Genomic DNA, 21,021 nt, shown 5'->3' on the forward strand with positions numbered 1-21,021 from the left:
CAACCTGCCCCAGATGGATCCGATCGTGCTCGCACACGCCGACCTGGACTTCAACGCGCCGATGTCAGACGCCGCGCCACTGAGAGCGTTGATCTCGGCTGCGGCGTGGCGGTCGCCTGCTGCTCGGCGAACGAGACGGCTTCGAATCGCGGTGTTCGCTGGACACCGCGAATAAGGGGTCGTGAGTGCGAAAACCGGCTGGAGCCGATTTTCGCACTCACGACGATCACGGCACGACGACCACGGGCCGGACCGCCTCGACCACCAGGGTGGCTGGCACCGTGCCGAGCAGGCCACCGCGGCGGCGGGACCGACCGACCACGATCAGATCCGCTCGGTACTGCTCGGCGACCTGCTCCAAACCGACCGCCGGGTCGCCCCGGTGGTGCACGAAGTCCCAGTCGATGTCCACCCACTTCAGGTGCGACACGACTTCTTTCTTCAGCTCCTCCACCAGGCTCTCCGCGGCCTCACTCGCCACTGCGACGCCCATCGGCGACCAGTAGGCGACGCCGCCCACCGCTTCGACGTAGACCAGCACCAAGCGGGCACGCTCACGCCGCGCCAGGCCAGCCGCCCACGCCGCGGCGTGGAAGCTGGCCGGGCTGCCGTCCATGCCCACGACGATGCCGCCCAGCCCGTCCTTGCCGATCTCGAATTCCCGCTCGGTCTTGTCGCCTTCGGCCACGCGGAGATGGTAGTGGGCGCGCGTCGGACCGTTGGACGCATGCGACACACTCGAAACGTGAACGGTGGGCAAACCCTCTCCGACCTCGAACGTCGCGCCCTGGACGCGGTGGACGTGAACGGGATTCTGGACGACCTGCGAGAACTCGTCGCGATCCCCAGCGTTGGCGGCACCACGGGCGAACACGACGCCCAGCAGTGGTGCGCCGACCGGCTGGCCGCGTTGGGCCACCGCGTGGACCACTGGCGCATCGACGTCCAGGCCCTCGCCGAGCGCGACGACTTCCCCGGTCAGGAAACCGACCGCGATGTCGCCTACGGCTGCGTCGGGGTGCGTGGTGACGGTCCGGAGCCTGCGCTGGTGTTCTGCGGGCACACCGACGTCGTGCCGCCCGGCGACCTGGACCGCTGGCCGGACCGCGACCCGTACGCGCTGCGGATCGCTGACGGCGTCGCCGCCGGGCGGGGTACTTGCGACATGAAGGGCGGCTTGGCCGCCGTGTTCGGGGCGTTGCAGGCTCTCCGAACCGCCGGGATCGAACTTGCCCGGCCAGTAGCGGTGCACACCGTGGTCGGCGAGGAGGACGGTGGGCTCGGCGCGTTCGCGACGCTTCAGCGCGGACATCGCGGCGCTGCATGCGTCCTGGCCGAACCGAGTTCGGCGACCATCGTGGCCGCCAACGGCGGATCGCTCACCTTCCGGCTCGAAATACCAGGTCAGGGCACCCACGGCGCGACCCGCTACCAGGGCGTGAGCGCGCTGGACAAGCTCGCTGAACTGTTGCCGGTGCTGCGCGAGTTGGAGACCCGCCGCAATGCCAACCCCGATCCGCTGGTCGCACACCTGGAAGTGCCGTATCCGCTGTCGGTCGGCATGGCTCGGGTCGGCGACTGGGCCAGCACGGTGCCCGATCTCGCGATCGCCGAAGGACGCTACGGAGTCCGGCTCGGCGAATCGATCGACGATGCCAAGGCCGAGTTCACCGCCGCCATCGCGAAGGCTTGCGCTGCGGATCGGTGGCTCTCGCAGCACCCGGTGCGGGTCAGCTGGCCCGGCGGGATGTTCGCCAGCGGACACCTGCCGGAAGGGCACCCGCTGCTGGCCGAAACCCGGAACGCCGTTGTTGCGGCCGGAGCCGCGCAGCCCCCGACAGTCGGCGCCCCCTACGGCACTGACCTGCGACTTTACGCGGCAGCTGGGATTCCGACAGTGCAGTACGGGCCGGGCGACGTCCGCTACGCCCACGCGCACGACGAGCACGCCCCGCTCAGCGACCTGGAACAGGCCGCCCGCACATACGTCCTCCTGGCCATCCGCCGCTGCAGAATCGCTTGAGCGTTCCGCAAGGCCCCGCGAGCACCCACCGCAATCAGACCCGTACCCCAAACCTCCACCAAAAATGAACCAACTGAACCATCGCTGAGCTGCGATAACGCTACGAATCGGATCAGGGTGGTCGCAATTTCACGAGAAATTTGGATGCACCCGGGTGACGTCAGCATTCGCGTCGGTTCGTGGTCAGCGGGCGATGATCGTGACTGATTGTGTTCCTAGGTCGGAGTGGATTGCTGTGAGGGTGATCGAGCCGGGGTAGCGCGGTCGGGTCCGCAGCCACACCGCGCCGGTGCCGCCGTTGTCGTCGAGGTTGAGCGGGTTGTCGCCGACCAGCACACCCTGACCGGTCACGAACCACGACACCGTTCCGCCCGCGAACCCCCGCCGGTTGCCGTAGCGATCAACAACGGCGGCGACGACCCGCGTCGCGTCGGCCCCGTTCGCGGTCAACTCGGCGTCGTCGGCGACGACTGCCAGCCGGTCGAGCGTGCGGTCCGATGAGAACGACCGGGAGAGCGCGACCGCTCCGCCGATCCAACCGTCGATCCGCAGGTCACCGGCGACCTCCGGCAGTTCGACGACGAACGGCGGATACCGCAGGTGTGGGAAGCGCTTCCGGTCGACTTCGGGTGGTGCGACCGGGCGACCGTCGACGAACACGGCCAACCGCTCGCAATTCGACCAGACCTCCGCGGTGCCCGGCACCGTGTCCACACCCCAGTAGAACGCGGGCTCGATCACCACGCGTCGCGCCGGGTCCACCTGAGCGCGGTAGAAACCCGCCCCCAGCTTGGGTTCCCGGAACAGGTCGAACACTCCCGGCCACTTGACCCCGTGGCTGGTGTTGCCGTGCCCGGACGGGTAGTCGAACGCGCTCCAGCCGAGCAGACCGCAGTAGCGCGGATCGGACATCGCCTTGTCGTGCACCGCCGCGTGCAACAACGCCTGTCGGGCCTGCACCCGGACGCGGTCCGTGCGGCGGAACGCGGGCGGCCCGACCAAAACCCCAACCGCCTCGCTGACCAGGTACGGAAGGTCCGTGCGCGGCTCCCGTAGGGACGGCAGCTGATGGCCGCGTGGAACCAGGTAGTCGTTGAAGGCGAAGACGTCCTGCACCAGCGGCGTGGTGACGAACGGATCTCGGTACTCGGTCGGGATGACCGGGCCGTTGCCCACGATGGAACTGTTCACCGCACCGGTGGTGGCACGGGTTCCATCCAACCGATAGGCGATCGCACGGGTCTGGGAATACAGCTGCACGTCGTCCTCGGTCTCGTTGAGGCGCGTTCCCCAGACGATGATCGACGGATGGTTGCGGTCCCGCCGCACCATGCGCTCGACATTGCTCAGCACGTGGCCGCGCCAATCCGCATCGCCGATGTAGTCCCAGCCCGGCGCCTCCTCCCACACCAACAACCCCAACTCGTCGCACGCGTCCAGGAACGCCTCGGACTGCGGGTAGTGCGAACACCGCACCAGCACGCAGTTCAGCTCGTCCTTGAGGATCTCGGCGTCACGTCGATGCACCCGGTCCGGCATGGCAGCCCCGACGTAGGGGTACCACTCGTGCCGGTTCAGGCCGAACAACTGCAAGCGGCGGCCGTTCAAGTAACAGCCACCCAGCTCGAATCGAACGTCCCGGAATCCGATCCTGGTGCGCGTCTCGTCGACCCGCCGACCACTGGCAACGACCGAAACCCGGACGTCGTAGAGGTTCGGCGCATCGATGTCCCACAACCGGATCTCGCCCAGATCCTGCAAGGTGAGCGCGAACGACGAGCGACCACCACTGTCCACAGTGATCTGCGTTGTCGCCTCCGCCACCACCCGAACACCGTCCACGAGCACCGCGGTAACCCAAACCGGCCCGGCCGTGTCCCGCGAGTCGAGCTGCCCGGACACCTCAACGCGCGGGGTGCCGGAGGACGACTGCAGCACGCCCATCGGCGCCGCGTGCACATCGGCGATCAACACGGGCGGACGGCGGCGGATGCGCACCTGCCGCGGAATCCCACCGGGTTGGTAGAAATCGATCGACCGCGGCCGCCACGGCCGGGGCCGATCCGGCGGGACGTTGATGCCCCACCGGGAGTCCACGACCACGGCCACCACGTTGTCGTCCCGGGCGAGCGCATCGGTGATCTCGAGATCGAACGGCAGGTAGCCGCCGACCTGCCGCCCGATCGTTCGGCCGTTGACGAACACCTCCGCGGCCGACAGCACCCCGTCGAAGGCCAGCACGACACGCTCCCGCCGCCCGGCGCGGGTCACGTGGCACCGGTACACCCACACCCGGTTCCATGACGCCGGATCCCACTCCCACCAGGACAACTCGGCGGCGCAGTGCGGGAAGACGACCGGTACCAGGCCCGCCTCGTCGTAGTCGATGTCGGTGCACCCGGCCCGGTACTCGCCGAACAACCAGCCGGTCTGCGCCTCGGGAAACGCTGAGCAGCCAGCCAGCAGCGGGCCGGAGACGGCAAGCCCACCGATCCCCAGCAAGAACGCACGACGGGACGGCGTCGCGGACCCGACCCTGTCCACGCATCTCACGCTAACTGGCACGCCAGGCCGACGCGAGGGTCACCGAGCCTGCGCGTCTTCTCGAAGATCTCGAACACTGCCAGGTGGTTCTTCTCGTTGAAGCCCGCCGGTCGCCCGCTGCGCGATGTACCTCATCAACCGGTGCCGAGATCGCCCTGGTAAATGTGCGAACCGCTGTACTGCGGAAATACAGCGCCCAGCCCACCGCAGGACGCGACCGTCACCGGGCAGGCCCGGACACGGCGTGCCAGCACGCACGTCGTGTCCGGGCGCTTGGCGTCCCCGATGCCTGGGGCAGCTCGACAACACCCTGGGAGGGAGGAGTGTTGTTGCGCTGCCGGTCAGGCGGGATCGACGCCAAGTTCGGTGACCGCATGGCGGCCGAGATACGAGGCTTCGCGCCGCTAGTGGAAGTCGCGTGAGGTTGAGGGGATGCGCACATCCAGCTTCTGCAGCCGATCGGCTCTGAGGTTGATCACCCCCTCGGCTCGTTCCACGATCCCGCGGACCAACAACGCGGCGCTGTTCAGCCCGACTTTTCGGTAGCGCGCCCACAAACCCGGTGAACACATGACGTTGACCATGCCCGTTTCGTCCTCCAGGTTCAGGAACGTGATTCCGCCCGCGGTGGCCGGTCGCTGCCGATGCGTCACCGCACCGCCCACCAGCACTCGGGCGCCGTGCTCCACTTCGGACAGACGCACCGCCGGGAGGGCGCCCAGTTCGTCCAACCTGGATCGCACGAACTGCAGCGGGAAGCTGTCCGGCGACACCCCCGTTGCCCACACGTCCGCAGCGGCCATCTCCACGCCGTCCATCCCAGGCAGCGCCGGGGCGGGAGCCGACGCGGTGGTTCCCGGCAACCGATCCGGCCGGTCACCGGCAGCGGCGGCGGCATTCCACAGCGCCTCCCGCCGGGAAAGGCCGAAGCAACCGAACGCGCCAGCCGTCGCCAACGCCTCCATCCGCGCGGCATTCAGCTGCACCCGACGCGCCACATCGGCCATGTCGACGTACGGGCCGTGTTCCGCGCGTTCCGCGACCAATCCTTCGGCAACGCTGTCGCCGAGCTTGCGCACCGAAGCCAACCCCAGACGCACCGCCTGCCCGCCCTTGCTGGCGGCATCCGGCTCCAAGTCGGCTTGGGCCCGGCTTGCGTTGACATCCGGCCCGCGCACTCGCACCCCGTGCCGACGGGCGTCCGCGACCAGCGACTGCGGCGAATAGAAACCCATCGGTTGGGCCTTGAGCAGCGCCGCGCAGAACACCGCCGGGTAGTAGTGCTTGAACCAGGCGCTGGCGAACACCAGCAGCGCGAAGCTCAGGGCGTGGCTTTCCGGGAATCCGTAGTTCGCGAAGGCCAGCATCCGCTGGTAGATCCGCTCGGCCAACTCCCCGGTGATGCCGTTGGCGGCCATTCCCTCGAACAACCGCCCGCGAAGCCGCCGCATCCGCTCCTCGGAGCGCTTGGCCCCCATCGCCCGCCGCAACTGGTCGGCCTCGGCCGGGGAGAACCCCGCGACATCGACCGCCAACTGCATCAACTGCTCCTGGAACAGCGGAACGCCGAGGGTCTTCTGCAACGCACCGGCCATCAAGTGGTGCTCGAAGTCCCATTCCTCCAGCCCGTTGCGACGCCGGATGTACGGGTGCACCGAGCCACCCTGGATCGGGCCCGGTCGGATCAGCGCCACCTCCACCACGAGGTCGTAGAACTTCCGCGGCTTCAACCTCGGCAGCGTGGCCAGCTGCGCGCGGCTCTCCACCTGGAACACCCCGACCGCATCGGCTCGCCGCAACATTTCGTACACCGCGTCGTCGGTCAGGTCGAGCTCGCCGATGTCGACGTCGACCCCGTGGTGCTCAAGGGTCATGTCGATCGCGTAGTGCAGCGCCGAGAGCATGCCGAGGCCCAGCAGGTCGAACTTGACCAGTCCGACCTCCGCGCAGTCGTCCTTGTCCCACTGCAGGACCGTGCGACCGGGCATCCTCGCCCACTCCACCGGGCAGACCTCGCTGACCGGCTGGTGGCAGATCACCATCCCGCCGGAGTGGATGCCCAGGTGCCGGGGAAAACCCATCAGCTCGGCGGCCAGATCCCGCACCGGCGCGGGGATCTCGGAGTCCGCGGGCAGCGGCCCCCAGTGCTCGATCTCCTTGCTCCAGGCGTCCTGCTGGCCGGGCGAGTAGCCGAGGGCCCGCGCGACATCCCGCACCGCCGACCGCGGCCGGTAGCTGATCACGTTCGCGACCTGCGCGGCGTGCGTGCGGCCGTACTTGCGGTAGACGTACTGGATCACCTCCTCGCGGCGGTCCGACTCGATGTCCAGGTCGATATCGGGCGGGCCATCCCGTTCCGGCGCCAGGAACCGCTCGAAGAGCAACTCGTAGCGCACCGGATCGGCGTTGGTGATCCGCAGCGCGTAGCACACCGCCGAGTTCGCCGCCGAACCCCGCCCCTGGCACAGGATCCGATGATTGCGGCAGAACTCCACGATGTCGTACACCACCAGGAAGTAGCCGGGGAACTCCAGCCGCTCGATCACCGCCAGCTCGTGCTCGATCTGCTGGTAGGCCGCCGGGTTCTGCTGCGGCAGGCCGTACCGGTCGAGTGCGCCCTGGTAGGTCTTCTCGCGCAGCCAACTCGCCTCGGTGCGTCCCGTCGGCACGTCGAACGGGGGCAACTGCGGGGCGACCAACTTCAGGTCGAAGGCGAACGCCCGGCCGAGCTCGGCGGCCCGCTGCACCGCTCCCGGATAGCGGGCGAACATCTCGGCCAGCTCCGCACCGGAGCGGAGGTAGTTGCCCGCCCAGGCGGGCAGCCAACCGTCCATGTCGTCCAGGCTGCGGCGGGCCCGGATCGCCGCCACCGTCCCGGCCAGTCGAGTGCGGTCCGGCCGGGCGAGGTGCGCACCCGTGGTGGCCACTGTGGACAGTCCGGCGCGATCGGCGAGCTCGGTCAGGGCGTCGTTGCGCGCCGAATCAGCGGGCAGGCCGTGGTCGGTCAACTCCACCGTGACGTGGTCCCGGCCGAACAGCGCGACCAGCCGGTCCAGTTCCGTGGCGGCCGCCTCCCGACCGTGCGCCGCGAGCGCCATCGGCACGGCACCCTTGCGGCATCCGGTGAGCACCTGCCAATGCCCGTCCGCCGCACCGGCGAGCTTCTCCAGGTCGTACACGGGACGACCCTTTTCCTCGCCCTTCAACTGGGCCTCGCTGATCGCTCGGCACAACCTCGCGTAACCGGCCGGATCGCGGGCCAGCACCAGCAGGTGCCGACCTTCGGGATCCGCGATCCCGTTCTGCGGCGCCGAAAGCCCCAGGCTCAGCTCGGCGCCGAACACGGTGCGCACCCCATGCTCCCGCGCCGCCTCGGCGAAGCGCACCACCCCGTACAGCCCGTCGTGGTCGGTGAGCGCGATCGCCTCCAGGCCGAGCCGCGCCGCCTCCGCCACCAGTTCCTCGGGATGGCTCGCACCGTCGAGGAAGCTGAAGTTGGAGTGCGCATGCAACTCCGCGTAGGGCACCGCCGGAGTCGTGGGAACGACATCCGCTTCGTACCTGGCGCGCCGTCGAGTCCACGCTGGACTGTCGCTCCCGTCGCCGGGATGCGGTTCGTCGCGAGGCCCGTGGCCGCCGGTCGAAGGGGGTCGGCCGGAGAGTGCTTTCTCCAGCTCCGACCAGGTCTGGGGAGGGTTGAAAAAACTCATGAAACCCAGTGAACTCCTGTTCGAATAATCGACGCCAACAAATAACCGGTTCTCCACTCGAACGAGTGTTCGTCGCTATCGATAGGCGCCCTGCACCCACCATCGGGCCGCTTCGTGCACCAGCAACAGCGCCACCTCGCCCGCTTCGAGGTCTGCCGCGTCGGACCCCGGCTCCGCTTCGAGCACGACTTGGAGCCGCACCACCTCCCGCGGCGGCACCTGCGCGGCCGGAGCCGTCTGCCCGGCACCGGCCGCCAGCAGTTCCACCCACCAGCGCTCGGCCACCGGCCACGGCCCGGCCCACCTGGACACCGGCCGCGACCGCCCGCCCGACACCTCGACGCGGCATGGCGCGGCGGTCAGCCGATGCCGGTCGGTGACGCCCACCGGTCGGCCTTCGCCATCGAGCACCACCGCGGACCACGGCGAATCCGGCACCACCGACGGCGACGGCGACGGGATCCGCCCCGGCCACGGCCGGTCGGGGAGCAGCGCCGGACGGCGTTCGTCGCCCCACGGCACGAACCGCACCTGATCGCGCAGATCCCGGCCGCCGCCGAGCACCCCGGTCAGGACCGCCTCCGGCCCGAGCATTCCCTGCACCCGCGCGAACGCACGCCCAGCACGGGCATCCGCTTCTCCGGTCGCGGCACTGAGCAGGTCCAGTTGCAGCCCGCCCGCCCCGACGACTTCCTCCGGCCGCAGGCTCAGCACGCTCACCCCGGCCGACGGGCGCTGTGGTCCACTGCGGCCGGTCAGCCAGCCGTCGAGCTGCCAGCGCACCCGATCGGCGGTGGCCGCTGGCGTCAACGGCGCCGCGCACCGCCACACCCGGTGCAACTCCTCGCCGTGCTCGGTGCGGGCCGAAATTCCCAGCCTGGTGCACGCCAGACCCAGGCCGCCCAGCCTGGCGTGCAGTTGATCAGCCAGCACCTTGCCCACGAACGCGGCCCGGTCCACCTGATCCACCGGTGGGTCGAGGTGCTCGGCCACCACCAGGTCCGGTGGCGGCTGCCGCCGCTGGACCGGCCGCTCTTCCCGACCGCTGGCCGCGCGGTGCGCCAGCAGCGCCGCCCGGCCGAACCTGGTCGCGACATCCGACGGGGCCAACGCCGCGAACTCGCCCAGCGTGCGAATCCCCAGTCGCCGCAGCAGATCCACCAGCTCCGCCTGATCGGTGGCGCGCTGCTCGGTGAGCTGGTCGGCGAGTTGGTCGATCTCCTCGATCAGCAGCGGAGCGAGGAAGTCCCGACTGCGCCCCGGTTCGACGAGTTGGCCGCGCCGCGCCGCCAGGACCGCCGCGAACAGCCCGTCCGCGATGCCGATCTGGCACTCGACGCCGACCTGCGCATCGAGCTGGTCCACCACGCGCTCGGCGACGGCCTCTTCGGAACCGAAGTAGCGGGCGGGCCCCCGCGCCGGGACAGCCACCAGTCCGGGGCGCACGATTTCCACCCCTGGAACCAGTTCTTCGACCGCCGCCACGACCGGTTCGAACAACCTCGCATCCCGAGCCGGATCGTGTTCGCAGACCACCAGTTCCGGGCAACGGCCTTGCGCTTCGCGACGTCGCATGCCGCGACGCACCCCGCTGTCGCGCGCCGTTGCCGAGCAGGCCACCACCCGGTTGGCCGCGAACACCGCGGCAGGCACCAGCAGCCCGAGATCGGCCGCGCGGGCGGCGGCGACCACCGGCCAGTCCGGGCACCAGATGACAAGTCGACGAGGTGGCACCGCACTCACCCCGCCACCGGACGCAGCTGGGGCCGGGCGGACTCCACCGGCTCATCCACCGGCACCCCGATCGACCCGTCCCGCGTCGGGAGCAGCAGTCGGCGCGAACGCGGTCGGGACGCCGCACCGCGCCCGCCCGCGCGCACCGTGACGGCCCGTTCCCGCAGGTGGCCGTGGCCCTGTCCAAGACCTCGCCAATTGGCGTCGACGCAATGCAGCTGCACCTCGGCCCCCGACCACGGACCGAACGGCAGCAGGACCGAACCACGATTGCGCGCCCGCGCGGAGAGCCGCCGGGCATCCGCGTCGGCCACCCGCCGGGTGCACCCGACCGCCACCAGGTCCACCCCGTCGAGCAGCGCGGCGATCACGCCGACCGGGTCGCTGCCCGGCCGCGGAACCAGCGCCAGCCTGGCGAGCTCCACTCCCGCTTCGGCCGCAGCGACCAGGCTGAGGCCGGACAGCCCCACCACGACCGCCCACGACCCGTTCGCCGTCGCCTCGGACAACAGCGCGAACAGCAGCGAGACCGATCCGTGCACCGCCACCGTGCTGCCACGGCGCAGACCTGGCCATGGCAGCACGGCGGCGAGTTCTGTCCGCGTGGGCAGCACCCGGCCCGCTCCGGGAACACCGCCCGCCTCGACGGCTTGCGCACCCACGGCCACCCCGTCAACCGTGGACGCGCCAAGCGCCGTCAAGGACGCCGTCGCGGACATCGCTGCCTCCCCACATCGTGACCGCATGGGTGCCCGACCCCGGCGCGGGCACCCATCAGCCGCTGTGGGGAAGACAGCGGTGGAGCCAGCGCTGCGCCTGCACCCGAACACAGCGCCAGCTCCATCGGTAGTGGGCCGACCCCGACACCGACCACTTCCGATCTCGAACCTCAGTTCGAACAAACTCAAGTAAACCCTGCGCACCGACCCGAGTCAAGGGTTTCGACCAGATCGGGTGAACATTTGTTCGACGGGAACGTCGTCGCCAAAGTCCTGGCTAAATTGCCCCATGATCACAATCCCGCTGGGAGAAGCACGTGACCGGCTGTCCGAGTTCGTCGCGCAGGTCGAGAGCGCCCATGATCGGGTGGCCATCACCCGGCACGGTCGGCCCGCTGCTGTGCTGATCTCGCCCGACGACCTGTCATCCCTGGAAGAAACCCTGGACCTCATGACAACCCCTGGCGAGGCGGATGCCATCCGAGAAGGCGTGGCGGACGCTTCGTTGGCGCCGAAGAGATCAAGAAGCGCTACCTGCGGTGACCTGTGCGATCAAGATCACCACCGAAACCGCATCGCCTCGGCAAACCGCTGTTCGGCGAGTTCACGGGCCTGCGCTCGGCCCGACGGAGTTCATACCGCGTGGTGTACGCGATTCAAGGCAAAGACCGTGGCCGTCGAAGTCATTCGCATCGCCTACCGAGCCGACGTCTACCGATAGGAGCCCAATTCCGATGCCGGAAACGAACACCTTCGATCCCGAAGAACAAGCAGCCCTGGCCGCCTACGACCGGCCGCGGCAGAACGCCGATGAGTGGGCCGAGTGCCTGAACGAGCTCCGACTGGCCGATCAATGCAGCGGTGACGGACTCGACGCCGCGTTCGCCGAGTATCCCGAATACCAGACAGGTGGGGTCCTGGACCGCGGCAACGGCCCAAAACCCCACCCGTGATCGTCAGTGCGCGAAGTGGCGCGTGCCGGTGAGGTAGACCGGCACACCGGCCGCCTCCGCCGCCGCGATGGTTTCGGCGTCCCGGACCGAACCACCCGGCTGCACGATCGCGCGCACCCCGGCGTCCAGCAGCACCTGCGGGCCGTCCGCGAACGGGAAGAACGCGTCGGAAGCGGCCACCGAACCCTTCGCCCGGTCGCCCGCGCGCGACACGGCGAGCCGCGCCGAGTCGACCCGGTTCACCTGGCCCATGCCCACGCCGACGGTGGCCCCGTCGTTGGCCAGCAGGATCGCGTTGGACTTCACCGCGCGGCAGGCGCGCCACGCGAACTTCAGATCCGCCAGGGTGGCCTCGTCCACCGGCGCGCCGGTGGCCAGCGTCCAGTTGGCCGGATCGTCGCCCTCGGCGTCGATCGCGTCGGAGCCCTGCACCAGCATGCCCCCGGAGATCGCCCGCATCTCGATCCGACCGCTCTTGGGTGGCTGCGCGGTCAGGATCCGGATGTTCTTCTTCCGGCTCAGCACATCCACCGCACCGTCGGCGTAGCCCGGCGCCACGATCACCTCGGTGAAGATCTCGGCGACCTGCTCGGCCATCGCCACCGACACCTCGCGGTTCGTCGCGATGACGCCGCCGTACGCGCTCACCGAATCGCACTCGTGCGCCTTGCGGTGCGCGGTGGCGATGTCATCGGCCACCGCGATTCCGCACGGGTTGGCGTGCTTGATGATCGCCACGCACGGCTCGCTGTGGTCATGCGCGGCGCGCCAAGCCGCATCGGCATCGACGTAGTTGTTGTACGACATCTCCTTGCCGTGCAACTGAGCCGCGGCAGCGAGTCCGGTCGCCTCGCCGCCGGAGACGTACAGCGCGGCGGGCTGGTGCGGGTTCTCGCCGTAGCGCAGCGCGGAGCGGCGCTCCCAGGTCTCCCCGATCCAGCCGGGGAACACCGAGTCGTCGCCGGTCGGCACCTTGCTCATCCAGGACGCCACCGCGACGTCGTAGGAGGCGGTGTGCCGGAACGCGGACGCGGCCAGCTCGACTCGGTCGGCCAGCGTGAAGCCGCCCTCGCGGACCTGCTCCAGCACCCACTCGTAGCGGCTCGGGTCGACCACAACGGCGACGTTCGCGTGGTTCTTGGCGGAGGCTCGCACCATCGCCGGACCACCGATGTCGATCTGCTCGATCACCTCGTCCTGGGCAGCACCCGAGGCCACCGTCTGCACGAACGGGTAAAGGTTCACCACCAGCAGCTCGAACGGCGCGATGTCCAGGCCGCGGAGCTGGTCGGCGTGCTCCGGGCGGCGCAGGTCGGCGAGCAGCCCGGCGTGCACCCGCGGGTGCAGCGTCTTGACCCGGCCGTCGAGCGCCTCCGGGAACCCGGTGAGTTCCTCGACCGGCGTGACGGGGACGCCCGCCGCCGCGATGGTGCGAGCCGTGCCGCCGGTGGACACGATCTCCACCCCGGCAGCGTGCAGCCCGGTGGCCAACTCCAGCAGACCCGACTTGTCCGACACGCCGATCAACGCGCGGCGAACGCCTCGCCGCTCCTGCGAGTTCGCGGTCACGGGATACTCACCTTCCGTCCCTGCACGGTCCAACCGTGCAACGCCAGCTGTTCCAGAGTGTCGACCAGCAGCCGCCGCTCGACCGCCTTGATCCGCTCGTGCAGGCTCACCTCGTCGTCGTCGGGCCGTACCTCGACGGCCTCCTGCGCGAGGATCGGCCCGGTGTCCACACCGGCATCCACCACGAACAAGGTGCAGCCGGTGACCCGCACCCCATACTCCAGTGCGTCCCGCACCCCGTGCATGCCGGGGAACGACGGCAGTAGCGCTGGATGGCTGTTGAGGTACCGGCCGTCGAAGCGGGTCAGGAAATCCGCGCCGACGAGCTTCATGAAACCAGCGGAGACCACCAGGTCCGGCTCGTGCTCGGCACAGGCCTCGGTAAGCGCCCGATCCCAGTCGGCGCGGGTGGCGTAGTCCCCGACCCGGCGCACGAAGGTCGGCACCCCGGCTCGCTCGGCGCGGGCGAGCCCTTCGATGTCGTCGCGATCGGCGCCCACCGCGACCACCCGCACCGGGTAGTCCGGCGAACCGGTCGCGTCGAGCAGCGCCTGCAACAGGGTGCCGGAGCCGGACACCAGCACGACCACCCGCGCTGGGCCGGTCGTGGCGAACCGGTTGGGCCGGGAGTGCGCGGCGGTGCTCGGCTGGTTGGTCGTACTCGGGTTCAGCGTTCGCTCCTGACATGCCTCGGCACGATCTCTCGCAGCAGCGTAAGCGCTGATCGCGGCGCCGAGGTCGGCAGGGGCCAGGCGAGTGGCGCAGCCCTCACCGCTGGTCGTCCTCGATGAGGTCGCCGTCGAACTCGGTGGGGTCGATCTCGCTGGGCTTGTCCTCGGGCGGATCCTCGTCCGCCACCTCGCGGGTATGCGGAATCTCCGGTGCGGAGTCGTCCAGTTCGACGTCAGCCGAGGACTCGGTGTCCTCAGCATCGGCATCCGCGCTGTCGACAGCCGTGTCGGGTGCGGCTGGATCGTCCGCCGAATCGGCGAGCTCGTCGCTGGCGTCCGGTCCGGCGAGCCAGGTGACGGCGGCACCTGGAACGGCGAGCCAGCACAGCGTCGCCACAGCCAGCACGATGGGCCGCAACGTCACCGGACCAATCGGACCGTTGCCGACGACGCCCCCGACCACGCAAGCGAGCAGCATCGCGCCGATCGCAGCGACCACAGCAGCCACGCCGAGCGCGAGCAGCCTGCGCGACAGGGTGCCGGGGACCCGTCGACAGGCAGTCCCGACGAGCGCGCCGACGACGAGCGGCAGCGCCAACGACGTCACCCACCAGGCCGCCGAGTCGTGCGTCGGCAGGACCGCGAGCAGCGGCAGGTCGGGCACCGGGCCCGGGGTGGCGTGCAGCGGTTGGGCCGTCAGCCGACCGACCGCCAGGCCGGTCCCGGTGGCGAAGGACCAGCCAGCGAGCACCGCGTTCGGCAGGTACAGGATCGACAGCAGGGTGGATCCGAACGCGTCACCAGCCGCTCCGGATCGAGCCAGCGAGGCGGCCATCTCCGGGGCCGACGCGCAAATGCCGACCAGCAGGACCACTCCACCGGCCGCGATCAGGGCGGCCAGCGCGAGCAGCCCGATCCGCATGCCCGACCAGACCTCGGCCTCGACCCGTTCCCAGACCAGGTAGATCAGCCCGCACCGATTCGCCACGCCCGCCGTCGCGGCGATCGTGGCGGTCAGCCCGCAGCTCAGGAAGGCATCCACCGGGACGGCGCCGACGGGTCCGCCCAGGGCGATCGCGATACTGGCGCCGACGAATGCATGCACCAGTCCCATCGCCGTGATCACCGGCCACGCCTGGTCGGGGCGCCGCAGCCGGGATCGCCGGGCGACCCACGCGGCTGTCGCAGCGATCAGCAGCACCACCAACGCGGTCGGCAGCAGCGGCAGGACGCTCAGCGGCGCACCCGTGATCGTCAGCGGTGTTTGGTGCAGCGCGAGCCACCCCGGCAAAGCTGCCACCAGGACCACGAGCGGGTCGAAGTGCGCACCGGAGGCAATGGCCATCACCAGCGCGATCAGACCCGCCGTGGCGAGGTAGCCGATGAGCAGGACGGCGCCGATCGCCGCGGCGAGCAACCACCAGCGGATCCCGAGCCTGCGCTCGTGCGGTGCGTCGGCGATGGCGTGGGGGATCGAATCGAGCACGGACACGCCGCCGAATGTCGCACCAGCATTCCGTCGAACGGGTCACAACACGCCGCTACCTCCGCCCATCGAGGGACCCTGCGCTGGTGCTTGGTCGCCTTCGACGTCGAACGTCAGAAGTTCGGCGGGTTGGCTCCGGGGTGCGGCATCTGCTGGGTGCCCTGCGGTCCGCCGCCCTTGCCGGGTTGGCTGGACGGCGTTGCGGGCTGACCTGACTGGCCCGACTGCGACGCGGGCTGGTTGGGCTGGCCCGGCTCACCACCAGGCTGCGGACCGGGCCGACCGGCCTGTCCGGGCTGCTGCGACGCGGGCTGACCGGAATGGCTGGGCTGTCCCGACTGTCCGGGCTGGTTCGGAACTGGGAAGCCGCCCGAGGACGGATTCCAGCCGCCCGGCTGCTGCGGCTGAGCACCCGATGCGGGACCCCAACCACCACCCGGCTGACCGAACTGACCAGGTTGACCGGGCTGCCCAGCCGGGCTCCAGCCGCCGGGACCGTTGGGACCGTTGGGACCGTTGGGACCGCCAGGCTTGCCCGGCGGGAACGGGCCGGGCTTGCCGAACGCGGGTCGCGCCGGTTTCGCGGGCGTCGACGGCGCATTGATGATCCCGCCGTCGATCAACAGCACCCCGACCACAGCGGCGAGTTGCGCGAGCGCCAGCAGCAGGAGCACCACCACGATCCCACCCGCGGTGCCACCGACGAGGTCCTGCAGCAGCGCGAGCGTCGCGTAGGCGGCCAGCGGAGCGGCCGCGAACAGCGCGTTCGGCGTCTTCGGCACGAACCGCAGCCCCGCCAGCGCGGCGGCCACGATCAGGGAGAACCCGGCGAGGCTGCCGATGGCAACCCCGGCGACCTCGTCGAAGAAGCCGATCAGGTAGCCGATCAGACCAGCTCCAGCCGCCACCAGGGCCAGGATGTCTTTCAGGCCGAGCCCGGCACCGGCGGGTTCCGGGGCGGCCGGTGGTGGCGACTGGGGGAAGGGCGCTGACATGGCTGGGCAAACTCCTCGATGAACATTCGCGGGACACCGGGCTGGGCGTGCTGACGTTATCGGGTCGACTGGCACCAGTGTGCCGGATGACCGCAGGCCGGTTCCGCCAGCGGCGGAGCCGAGTCGGGGACCGCGGTTCCGGCTCGAAACAGCCTTCGGGGCCGGACTCCCGAAGGCGTCCGGCCCCGAACAGGACCTGTCAAGATCGGGCTCAGCCCTTGACGATCTCGCGCATCAGGTTGGCGGTCTCGCTCGGCGTCTTGCCGACCTTGACCCCGGCGGCCTCCAGGGCCTCCTTCTTCGCCGCGGCGGTGCCGGAGGAACCGGAGACGATGGCGCCTGCGTGGCCCATGGTCTTGCCCTCCGGGGCGGTGAAACCGGCCACGTAGCCCACCACCGGCTTGGTGATGTTGGCCTTGATGTAGTCGGCCGCCCGCTCCTCTGCGTCCCCACCGATCTCGCCGATCATCACGATCGCCTCGGTGTCCGGGTCGTCCTCGAACGCCTGCAGCGCGTCGATGTGAGTGGTGCCGATGACCGGGTCACCGCCGATGCCGACGCAGCTGGAGAAACCGATGTCCCGCAGTTCGTACATCATCTGGTAGGTCAACGTGCCCGACTTGGACACCAGACCGATCTTGCCCTGCTCGGTGATGTCGGCCGGGATGATGCCCGCGTTGGACTTGCCGGGCGAGATGATGCCAGGGCAGTTCGGCCCGATGATCCGGGTCTTGTTGCCGGTGGCCAAGGCATGCGCCCAGAAGTAGGCCGAGTCGTGCACCGGGATGCCCTCGGTGATCACCACCGCCAGGCCGATCTCCGCGTCGATGGCCTCCAGCACGGCGTCCTTGGCGAACTTCGGTGGCACGAAGACGACCGACACGTCGGCGCCGGTCTCCTTCATGGCCTCCTTGACGCTGCCGAAGACGGTGAGCTGCTTGCCCTCGATCTCGACGGTCTGCCCAGCCTTGCGGGCGTTGACGCCGCCGACGATGTTGGTGCCGGAGCGCAGCATCCGAGCGGTGTGCTTGGTGCCTTCAGAGCCGGTGATGCCCTGAACGATGACCTTGCTGTTCTCGTTGAGGAAAATAGCCATGGCCTCATGCCCCCGCAGCCAGCTCGGCGGCCTTGTCGGCCGCACCGTCCATGGTGTCCACCATCGTCACGACCGGGTGGTTGGCCTCGGCCAGGATGCGACGGCCCTCCTCGACGTTGTTGCCGTCGAGCCGGACGATCAGCGGCTTGGTGGCCTCGTCGCCCAGGATCTTCAGCGCCTGCACGATGCCGTTGGCAACCGCGTCGCAGGCAGTGATACCGCCGAAGACGTTGACGAACACCGACTTCACAGCCGGGTCACCGAGGATGACGTCCAGCCCGGCGGCCATCACCTCGGCCGAGGCGCCGCCGCCGATGTCCAGGAAGTTGGCGGGTTTCACACCGTTGTGCTTCTCGCCCGCGTAGGCCACCACGTCCAACGTGGACATGACCAGCCCGGCGCCATTGCCGATAATGCCGACCTCGCCGTCCAGCTTGACGTAGTTGAGGCCCTTCTCCTTGGCCTTGGCCTCCAGCGGGTCCTCCGCGGCCTTGTCCACCAGCTCGGCGTGCGCGGCGTGGCGGAACGCGGCGTTCTCGTCCAGCGTGACCTTGCCGTCCAGCGCGATGATCTTGCCCTGCGGGTCCTTGACCAGCGGGTTGATCTCGACCAGCGTGGCGTCCTCGGAGACGAACGTCTCCCAGAGCTGGACGATCACTTCGGCGACCTGATCGGCGACATCGGCCGGGAAGTTGGCAGCGGTGACGATCTCCCGAGCCTTGTCCTGGTCGACGCCCTCGATCGGGTTGATCGCGATCTTGGCCAGCGCTTCGGGCTTGGTCGCCGCGACCTCTTCGATCTCCATCCCGCCCTCGATCGAGGCCATCGCGAGGAAGTTGCGGTTGGCGCGGTCGAGCAGGAACGAGAAGTAGTACTCCTCGGCGATGTCGGAGGCGGTGGCGACCAGAACCTTGCGGGTGATGTGGCCCTTGATGTCCAGACCGAGGATGGCCTCGGCCTTGGCCTCGGCGTCGTCCGGGGTCTCGGCCAGCTTCACACCGCCAGCCTTGCCCCGGCCCCCGGTCTTGACCTGGGCCTTGATCACGACGGGCCCGCCCAATTCCGCGGCGGCTGCCTTGGCCCCTTGTGGGTCGGTTGCCACGGCGCCGGGCAGCGTCGGCACTCCGTGGGAAGCGAAGATCTCCTTCGCCTGGTACTCGTACAGGTCCACTCGACTCTCCTGCGACGTCGGTGTCGGACTCCGGTGACGATATCGACCTGCAATGAGGCATGGGGCGGCGCACCTGGTGAACTGCCTCACCTGAGATAAGGCGTTAAGCCTGGTCGAACCGTCCAGCACGGAGATTCGCCTGCTCTGGCAGGCCGATATCGACGTTCGTGGTGACGAACGGAACAACGCACCGTGACGGTGTTCCTGGCATTCTCGACCGAGCGCTCGGCCTGGGCAAGACCTCAAACAGAGGGAATTGCGAAAACTCGGCCTCGGGCAGGCCGCCGCGCCCCCGCTCACGGCTCGACCGAGTACGAATTTTCCCTGATCAGCACCCATGCGCGCAGCCGGATCACGCGGTGCGTGGGCTGCGAACGGCGGCGAGGGCGGTGCCGAGCAACACCACCACGCAGGCCACGCCGAACCACAGTCCCAGGCCAGGCGTCGAGTCCGGTAGCCGCTCGGCGGTCAGCGGGAATTCGAGCACCCGGACCGCGACGACCAGCGCGGCCCCGCACAGCAGCGCGGCAGCCCGAGCGGGGCGGCACATCGGCGCCACCACGGCCGCGCCCACCACGGCGACCAGCGCGATCACCAATCCCCAGGACGTCGTGCCGAAGGCGGTGAACACGCCGGGCGCGGTGTAGTCCGGGGCGGTCACCACCGGAACGCTGAACGCACCGGCACCGAGCAGCAAGGCGACCAGCGACGGGAAGAGCACCAAGCGGTGCATCGCGATCTCGGTGAGGTCGACGTCATCCCGCTCCACAGCTCCGGCGATGGCAGCAGTGGCCGCCGCGAACCCGGCGAAGAGCACCGCGATCCCGGCTGCCCAGGCACCGAATCCGGCATGCGCGTCGGCTGCCTGCACGGCTGTGAACACCGCGTCGAGCACACCGGCCGCGGCGAACGGGATCACCGCCCACACCACTGCCAGCATCGGACGCAACCAAAGCGCGGCACGCGGCACCAGCAGGCCAGCCCCGAGCACCACCAGGAAGATCCCGGCGGGCCACAGCATCCGCGCGGGATACGGAGACGGATCGCGCAACCCGAAGGGCATCTCCACCTGCGGCATGGCCGCCGCGAGCACCGCCAGCGCACCGGCTGCCAGCGCGAGCACGGCCGACAGGGTGATCAACCGGGTCAGCGCTGGCAGGCGCAGCTCTTCGGGCTCGGTGGACTCGGCGCGCCCGGCGGGCACTGCCAGGACGGCCAGCGCGACGACCGCGACCAGTCCCAGCACGGGTCCCCAGGCGAACCGGATGTCGTCGAGCACTGCGGCGGAGACCAACGGCGGCACAGCCACACCGGCCAACGCGGCGGCCACGCCGAGCAGCCCGCCGCGGGCGAAGTCCGGATCGGTGGAACCCGCCACGAACCCAGCGGCGCTCGGCACGCCGATGGCGAGCAGGACGCTGCCGATCAGCACCAGCAGCGGCCCGTCGAGGGCCGGGTGCGACAGCAAGTACGGATCATCGGACCCGAACGGCGCCATCAGGACACCGACAACAGCGAGCACGCTGGCGCAAAGCACGAGCGTGAGCAGACCTTGCCGGTGCGATCCCGTTCCCGCGTCACCGTGCTCGGTGCCGCGCACCGCGATGACTCCAGCGACGATCACCGCGACATGTCCGGCCATGAGCAGCCAAACCCCGATCGACGGGGCGAAGGGTTCGAGGCTTGCCACCCGTAGCAGTTCGGGGCGCGTGGCCAGCCCGGCGTCGACGACCAACTGCAGGTCCAGCACCAGGCGTCCGAGGGCGAGCACTGCCGGGCCGACGAGCAGCGCAGCAGCTGTTGCGTGCCGCCCCAGGCGAGCGAAGACAATCGCCGCAGCGGGCGCGAGCAGGGCGAGCACCAGCAACAGGGGCCACGCCGGGAACGCCGCCGATGCGCTGGGAACAACGAGTCCGAGCAACGGCCCGAGGCCGACGAGCAGGGCGCCGACGATGGAGACGGCGATCGCGACTCGCAGTTGCGTCGGGGGAGCTGGGGCTGGCCGTGGATTCGTGGCCGGAGCCGACGAACCGCCGGACGGGATGTCAGGCCGCGCAGTCACCGCGCCGACGCTAGCAACCCCGAGTCCGCGCGCCGCCACCGGACGCGCCCCTCCGGGACATCCCCGATGGCGAACCGACCGAACGGAGCACTTGCAGCTGCCCATCAAGCCGCTCTTAGAGTGTGACTCGCATCACTTTCTGCTACTGCGAGATATCTGGATCGAGGCATCTCGGAGCCCGCGATCGGCCAATCGGTGGCGGGTGTCGTCGATCACGAAGCCGCAGGCAGTTTCGTTGCGCGACGACCACACCCAGTATCCACGCACGCCTGACATCCGGGCCTTGCC

At 69.7% G+C, this 21,021-nt stretch carries 15 protein-coding genes; 3 read left to right on the forward strand and 12 right to left on the reverse strand.

Annotated elements, in window-relative coordinates; all coding sequences use genetic code 11:
• Positions 1-226: 226 nt before the first annotated feature.
• Positions 227-688, reverse strand: coding sequence for a universal stress protein (locus MOQ72_RS18265; protein WP_029536194.1), 462 nt, complete (start codon positions 686-688; stop codon positions 227-229).
• 57 nt (positions 689-745) lie between these two features.
• Between MOQ72_RS18265 and MOQ72_RS18270 the strand changes: the two genes are divergently transcribed.
• On the forward strand, positions 746-2,023 hold the full coding sequence (locus MOQ72_RS18270; RefSeq protein ID WP_242184975.1) for an ArgE/DapE family deacylase: 1,278 nt from the start codon (positions 746-748) through the stop codon (positions 2,021-2,023).
• A 183-nt stretch (positions 2,024-2,206) separates the two neighbouring features.
• On the opposite strand, the gene MOQ72_RS18275 is transcribed toward MOQ72_RS18270, so the two are convergent.
• The 4 genes from MOQ72_RS18275 to imuA' all read right to left on the reverse strand — a co-directional run bounded on the left by MOQ72_RS18275 (position 2,207) and on the right by imuA' (position 10,730).
• The gene (locus MOQ72_RS18275) at positions 2,207-4,567 is read right to left on the reverse strand and encodes a glycoside hydrolase family 2 protein (RefSeq protein WP_242184977.1); all 2,361 of its coding nucleotides are present in this window, start codon (positions 4,565-4,567) and stop codon (positions 2,207-2,209) included.
• 404 nt (positions 4,568-4,971) lie between these two features.
• Positions 4,972-8,277, reverse strand: coding sequence for an error-prone DNA polymerase (locus tag MOQ72_RS18280; RefSeq protein ID WP_242184979.1), 3,306 nt, complete (start codon positions 8,275-8,277; stop codon positions 4,972-4,974).
• 75 nt (positions 8,278-8,352) lie between these two features.
• Complete coding sequence (locus tag MOQ72_RS18285; RefSeq protein ID WP_242184982.1) at positions 8,353-10,020, reverse strand: DNA polymerase Y family protein; 1,668 nt, start codon at positions 10,018-10,020, stop codon at positions 8,353-8,355.
• The gene (imuA', locus tag MOQ72_RS18290) at positions 10,017-10,730 is read right to left on the reverse strand and encodes a DnaE2-dependent mutagenesis accessory factor ImuA' (protein WP_242184984.1); all 714 of its coding nucleotides are present in this window, start codon (positions 10,728-10,730) and stop codon (positions 10,017-10,019) included. Before imuA' ends, MOQ72_RS18285 begins: the two co-directional genes overlap by 4 nt.
• 289 nt (positions 10,731-11,019) lie before the next feature.
• Between imuA' and MOQ72_RS44545 the strand changes: the two genes are divergently transcribed.
• Both MOQ72_RS44545 and MOQ72_RS18305 read left to right on the forward strand, forming a co-directional pair.
• Entirely contained in the window at positions 11,020-11,451 is a 432-nt protein-coding gene (locus MOQ72_RS44545; protein ID WP_277954287.1) for a type II toxin-antitoxin system Phd/YefM family antitoxin, read from the forward strand.
• 13 nt (positions 11,452-11,464) lie between these two features.
• Positions 11,465-11,683, forward strand: coding sequence for a hypothetical protein (locus MOQ72_RS18305; protein WP_242184985.1), 219 nt, complete (start codon positions 11,465-11,467; stop codon positions 11,681-11,683).
• A gap of 3 nt (positions 11,684-11,686) precedes the next feature.
• Here the strand turns inward: MOQ72_RS18305 and purH are convergent, their stop codons facing one another.
• The 7 genes from purH to MOQ72_RS18340 all read right to left on the reverse strand — a co-directional run bounded on the left by purH (position 11,687) and on the right by MOQ72_RS18340 (position 20,733).
• A complete protein-coding gene (purH, locus tag MOQ72_RS18310) occupies positions 11,687-13,252 on the reverse strand; it encodes a bifunctional phosphoribosylaminoimidazolecarboxamide formyltransferase/IMP cyclohydrolase (protein WP_242184986.1) in 1,566 nt (521 codons plus the stop codon).
• Positions 13,249-13,830: a phosphoribosylglycinamide formyltransferase gene (gene purN / locus MOQ72_RS18315; protein ID WP_308197906.1), complete on the reverse strand. Its 582-nt coding sequence runs from the start codon at positions 13,828-13,830 to the stop codon at positions 13,249-13,251. Before purN ends, purH begins: the two co-directional genes overlap by 4 nt.
• A gap of 190 nt (positions 13,831-14,020) precedes the next feature.
• Positions 14,021-15,415: a cell division protein PerM gene (locus MOQ72_RS18320; protein ID WP_242184988.1), complete on the reverse strand. Its 1,395-nt coding sequence runs from the start codon at positions 15,413-15,415 to the stop codon at positions 14,021-14,023.
• 107 nt (positions 15,416-15,522) lie between these two features.
• Positions 15,523-16,404 (reverse strand): DUF5336 domain-containing protein, encoded by an 882-nt coding sequence (locus MOQ72_RS18325; RefSeq protein WP_242184989.1) that lies wholly within the window; start codon positions 16,402-16,404, stop codon positions 15,523-15,525.
• A gap of 211 nt (positions 16,405-16,615) precedes the next feature.
• Entirely contained in the window at positions 16,616-17,500 is an 885-nt protein-coding gene (gene sucD, locus MOQ72_RS18330) for a succinate--CoA ligase subunit alpha (RefSeq protein ID WP_242184990.1), read from the reverse strand.
• 4 nt (positions 17,501-17,504) lie between these two features.
• Positions 17,505-18,671 carry an ADP-forming succinate--CoA ligase subunit beta gene (gene sucC / locus MOQ72_RS18335; protein WP_242184991.1) on the reverse strand — a complete coding sequence of 389 codons (1,167 nt, stop codon included), beginning with the start codon at positions 18,669-18,671 and terminating at the stop codon, positions 17,505-17,507.
• A gap of 352 nt (positions 18,672-19,023) precedes the next feature.
• On the reverse strand, positions 19,024-20,733 hold the full coding sequence (locus MOQ72_RS18340) for a hypothetical protein (protein WP_242184993.1): 1,710 nt from the start codon (positions 20,731-20,733) through the stop codon (positions 19,024-19,026).
• Positions 20,734-21,021 lie beyond the last annotated feature (288 nt).

Origin of the sequence: Saccharopolyspora soli (assembly GCF_022678645.1) — a bacterium.
GTDB lineage: Bacteria > Actinomycetota > Actinomycetes > Mycobacteriales > Pseudonocardiaceae > Saccharopolyspora > Saccharopolyspora soli.